The organism is Candidatus Protofrankia californiensis (assembly GCF_900634765.1).
Classification (GTDB): Bacteria; Actinomycetota; Actinomycetes; order Frankiales; family Frankiaceae; genus Protofrankia; species Protofrankia californiensis.
The window spans coordinates 6085-11133 of sequence record NZ_CAAAFT010000351.1 but is presented as its reverse complement, the minus strand read 5'-3'; the positions used below and the strand labels follow the sequence as shown (position 1 = coordinate 11133).

Below are 5049 nucleotides of genomic sequence, written 5' to 3'. Positions count from 1 at the left end.
TTCCATGCCGCCGCGAGCCACTCCAGATCCGCCTGATCCCTGGCCCGGGCCTCGGCCTCGTCGGTGAAGAGCGCGTCGGTCTTGCGCAGAACGAGCGTGTAGGGGCGGCCTTTCCTCGTCGTGACGTGGCTGACGGGCAGTTCGGCGCCGTCGATCCGGGAGTGGACGTGCTGCCTGCGCTGCTCGGCGAGCGGCCACTCGAACGTGCGCCGGTTCGGGGCTCCCAGGAACCCGCGGAGGGTGTCGCACAGGTCGCAGGCGCAGCCGCCGCCGGCCAGTTCGATCGACCAGTCGGCGGACGCGCGCCGCGGCCGGGCCAGCCGGGCGCGCAGCCGTGCGGCGCAGTCGGCGGCCAGGTCGCCGAAGCCAGCGTCGCGGCGTGCGCTGTCGTCGGGCAGTTCCGCCGCGGCGCGCAGCGCGGGCATCTCCAGCGCGGTTACCGCCTCCCCTTGCCGCCGAAGATATTCGGACACCCCGCCCCGGGTGCTCGCCGCCTTCATCGCAATGGCGGCTGCCAATACGGAGGCGAGCGGTCTGGCTAGCTCACCGAGTGCCTTGTCGCGGTAGCTCGGCCGCGACGACGCGAGTGCCGTGCCGATGTCTCTGCTGATCCACTCCCACACCAGGTCGAGGAGCCCCTGCGCGGCCATCGCGCCGCCGGCACCGTGCGCGGCATGCAGCCCCGCGCACAGACCGGGAAGCCAGTCCGCCACCCACCGCTGCCGTTCCTGTCCGCCGGTGTATGCCCAGGCTGGCTGCCCCGCACCGAACCACGTCCGCAGCAGTTCGGTGGTCCACTGCTCGCCGTAGCCGCCGACGAGTCTTCCGAACGCGTCGATGTGGCCAGTGGTCAGGTTCTCCACCCGGAACGGGCGCAGCAGCATCGTCGCCGTCGCCGCGTCCGCCACGGCGTCCGCCGTCCGCAGCGCCTTACCGAAGAGTCCGGAGAACCTCTCCTTCGCCTCCGGGGTCGGTGCGCGCAGAGAGCTGTCCCAGAACGGTTGGAGCGTCGCCGCGGCGGCCCGGGCGCCTGCCAGCTCGCCGCCTGACGCCATCGCGGCGAGCTCATCGAGAGCCCAGCCTGGCGAGGTTTCGGCGCGGTTCGCGAAGCCCTGCTCGCGAGGCCAAACGGCAACCGCCGCCCGGTGGTACCAGCGGTCCAGCGTGTTGCCCCAGTTGCCCATATACCCCTCGTACTCCGAGGAGTAGGGCTCGAGGTCGTCGGTCCCGGTGGACGCGCATACCTCGCCACTGCCTACGAACAGCGAGGTCTTTTCCAGCCGGGTGCCCTCCGGGTCGGTCCAGTACGTGAGGGTGACCTCGGAGTCGATCAGCTCCTCGATGTCGTACTCGCCTGAGCCGCCCGAGTCCTCGTCATCGTCGTCATCCCAGTACCGGCGTCGTCGGTATGCGCGGCCTTCGTCCGCCTCATGCGCGCTGTGCGTTGTCTTGACGTCGGCGAGCGCGAGGACAGCCTCGCACCCTGCCGCCCGCTCGGCGGCGGCTCGCAGAAGGGCCGCGCGGCCGGTGTCAGCGCCCTTCAGCCTGGTCCAGCCCAGCGCACGAGGGGTGTACTCGTGGTCGAGGAGGTAGACGAGCCGTTTCGGCGGGTTGGCCACGGGACTGCGGCGGTAGCTGGACACCGGCGTGCTGAAGTGCTCACGCAGGAGGTTCGCCAGCTCGATGACGGTCGCCTCGTCGCCTTCCGGCTGGCTGGTGTCCCGGTGCAGCAGCAGGTTGTAGGTGAGCGCGATCCGGTACCCCGTCCGCACTTCGAGGACCTCGTGCCGACAATCAGCGTAGAAGGCGACCAGCGACAGCTCCGTTTTCGACCCGCGGTGGTTCGTCCGCTCCTCGTTATGCCGCACCACCAGCTCACCGCCGGTGTAGGTGGACGGCAGCGTCACCACCAGGGTGCCGATCATCAGGTCGTCCTTCTCGCTGTCCTGATGGGCGAGGAAGAACTGGTGCGGCTCGTATACCAGGAGGGAATGAAGATCGGCGGTCAGCTCGGCGGCGTTCGGTAGCCCCAGCTCGTCCTTGGCCGTTTTCAGGATGACATCCAGCGCGCCGTCGTTCCACACGGCGCGCACGAGGTGCTTCGGGATCTCCCACGTGTTGCGGACGTCCGGGTCGGTCAGCGTCTCCTCGCCACGGCCGAATCGGGCAGGCTGGGCGAGGTCGATGAGCTTGCGGGCAACCGAGGGCTTCACCGGGAGCGCGACCGGCCCGAGGCCGTCGACCGCCAGGAGCAGGTCGTCCGTCCTCGCTTTCAGCTCCGCGCTGAACGCTGCTCTCACATCGCCGCGCAACGTCCTGGCCAACCGGTCACGCGCTGGCGTCGCCGTCACCCTCGGCCTCCTCCCGTATCGCTGGAGACGTGGTACTTGCAGTCCGAACTGTAGGGGTTCCGGCTCGCTCGACGGGATCGGGCACACGGCCGCGCGCGCAGAGTGGGTTTGATGCGTTGCGCAACGTAGGGCATTGCCGTGTCAGCGCGTCCGCGTGGCGCTTGCCAGCCGGGTCAGCGGCGTGGCGTGCTCGGCCACTTGCGGGCGCTGTCGTGCCCGTGTCCAAGAACGTCCAGGGAAGGGAACACGAGAGAGGGACACGGCCCGATCTGCGTGCGAATCGTCGGCGCGACGGTCATCACTGGGGGCAGCGGGTGGGGCAAGGAGGCCCACGCGCCGGCGCCGCGGGCGCTACCGGAGCACGTACCATGCCGAGATCTACGGTGCCCACCATGAGTGATGTCGTCGTGAGGGTCCCAGACCACCACGTCCGTCCCAGGAGTCGAAGCCAGCGCCTCGCGGAGCTCCTCGGCGGGAACGGTCACGACCAGCGACCGGCGCCGTCGGGACACGGGCGTTACCTTCTGGAGTCGAGTGCGCTCGCCGGGAACACGACTGAGCACCCTTGTTGATGTTCAGTTTGCGATAGTATTTATTATCCTTGCCTAGAGGCGACTGTGGGTCGTCCGTATGCCCTCTACGTCCACGGTGGCAGCGACACGACCGGCGCGGTGCGGTCGGTGGAGACGATCGCGACGGGCCTGCGCTGGAAGCGGTTGCGCGACCCGCTCACGCTGGTCGGCGCGCCGGACGCGGCTGCCCGCGAAGCCTGCTGGGAACTCGGCGCGACCACCGCCGCGAGCCTGATGCCGGAGTGATCCGCGACGGGCAGGGAGACCTGTTCAGTCACGCGACGATGCAACGAGCGACGATGCGCGTAGCATCGTCGCATGCTGTTCCGTGTGCCTGAGGTCGACGCCGCCGACCACCGGGTGCTGGCAGAGCTCGAACGGTTCCGTGTGGATCTACGTCATCAGGTCGCCGAACCGAGGCGGTGGCTCGGACAGTTGCGGCGGAGTCTCATCGCGGGGGCGATCAGGGGCTCCAACACGATCGAGGGCTACACCGTCGGCATCGCGGATGCCGAGGCGGCGGCCGCGGGCGAGGAGATGCCGACCTCGCACGACCGGGCGACCCGGGAGGCGATCGCCGGCTATGCGGACGCGCTGACCTACGTTCAGCAGGCGGCTCGGTTCGAGGTCTTCACTTACCACCCGATGCTGCTGTCGGTGCTGCACTTCACGATGTTGCGCAGTGAACTGGAGCGATCGCCAGGCCGGTACCGGCTGGGGCCGATCTGGGTTGCCGGTGCGTCGGACAACCCTCCTGTGTATACGGGGCCGGATGCGGACACCGTGCCCGCTCTCGTGGATGAGTTGTGCGACTGGCTCCAGGACGGTGACCCCGACGCGCCCGCCGTCGTCCGCGCGGCAATGGCTCATCTGAACCTGGTCAGTATTCATCCCTGGCGGGACGGAAACGGGCGGATGTCACGCTGCTTGCATACTCTTGTCCTGGCCCGAGAGCTGATCTTGGCCCCCGAGTTCTCCAGCATTGAGGAATGGCTCGGATCGTCGCCGCACAACACCGCGATGTACTACGCGGCGCTGGGTGACGCCCAGGGTGGCAGTTACCAGCCCGGCCGGGATGCTCACGGCTGGGTGCGGTTTTGCTTGCGGGCGCATCACCTGCAGGCGCAGTTGGTCGAGCGTCGGCTCGAGATCGCGGCGGAGGTCTGGCGGGTTCTCACCGATCAGGTCGCGGCGGCTGGCCTGGGGGAGCGGACGGTCGCCGCTCTGTACGCGGCGACCCGCCCGGACGGGGTCAGACGTGGCACCTATGCCCGAGAGGAGGGGCTGACCCGCGACCAGGCGATCCGCGACTTGGCGGGGCTGAAGAAGGCCGGGTTGATCGAGGAGGTCGGGCATGGCCGGACACAGCGTTATGTCGCTGTGGGTGCTGCCGCACGGGCCGAACGGTCGGTCCAGTCAGCGCACAGCAAGCAACCGTTGCGCGACCCGTACGGCGGTCGATAGAGGGCGGGCGAGACTCACCTGGACGGATGTACCGCCAGGCCAGCGGGGCGCCGCGTTCAGCGTCGAGTACATCCTTAGGGACATTTCTTCGACACTGTTTACTATCCGTGTCTAGATGCAACTACGGGTCGTCCGTATGCCCTGTACGTCCATGGCAACAATGACACGACGGGCGCGGTGCGGGCGGTGGAGTCGATCGCGACCGGGCTGCGCTGGAAGCGCCTGCGCGACCCGGTCACCGTGATCGGCCCCCCGGACGCCGTCGCCCGCGAAGCCTGCTGGGAACTCGGCGCCGCCACCGCCGCGAACCTGGTGGCGTAGTGTCTTCCCTGAATGATCTGCTTCAACCATTGCCCGTGGACGGAGATCGTCCCATCGTCACCATCTACCAGGACACTATGATCGAGGCCGGCGCGGAGCATGTATGGGACGCGGTCCGCGACGTCGCCGCGGTACTACCCGCTGCTGGATGCGACGGTCGGCCGTCCCTGGTGGTGGTTGGTCGAGCCGCCCCAGGGCGCCGCGTCAGATATGTTCGACCATTTCCGTCTCGGTCGTGAAGCAGTACGTGTTCTCGAGATAGACGTGGTTCTGCGGCGTGGAGAACTCCGGAAGAATCGGGCGTAACTGGTCAGGTCTTGTAGATCGTTAGGTTTCGGTGG

At 68.4% G+C, this 5049-nt stretch carries 2 protein-coding genes and 2 pseudogenes; 3 read left to right on the top strand and 1 reads right to left on the bottom strand.

Annotation, left to right across the window (positions count from 1 at the left end; genetic code table 11):
- Window positions 1-2351: 2OG-Fe(II) oxygenase (locus DD1DGNOD_RS18165; protein WP_131770688.1), on the bottom strand; the 2351-nt coding region annotated here is incomplete at its 3' end.
- 584 nt (window positions 2352-2935) lie between these two features.
- Between DD1DGNOD_RS18165 and DD1DGNOD_RS18155 the strand changes: the two are divergent.
- The 3 genes and pseudogenes from DD1DGNOD_RS18155 to DD1DGNOD_RS18145 form a co-directional block, all read left to right on the top strand.
- A pseudogene (locus DD1DGNOD_RS18155) lies at window positions 2936-3169 on the top strand (flavodoxin); the annotation flags it as partial.
- A gap of 72 nt (window positions 3170-3241) precedes the next feature.
- Window positions 3242-4387: a Fic family protein gene (locus DD1DGNOD_RS18150; protein WP_131770684.1), complete on the top strand. Its 1146-nt coding sequence runs from the start codon at window positions 3242-3244 to the stop codon at window positions 4385-4387.
- Between the two features lie 81 nt (window positions 4388-4468).
- A pseudogene (locus DD1DGNOD_RS18145) lies at window positions 4469-4708 on the top strand (flavodoxin); the annotation flags it as partial.
- Window positions 4709-5049 lie beyond the last annotated feature (341 nt).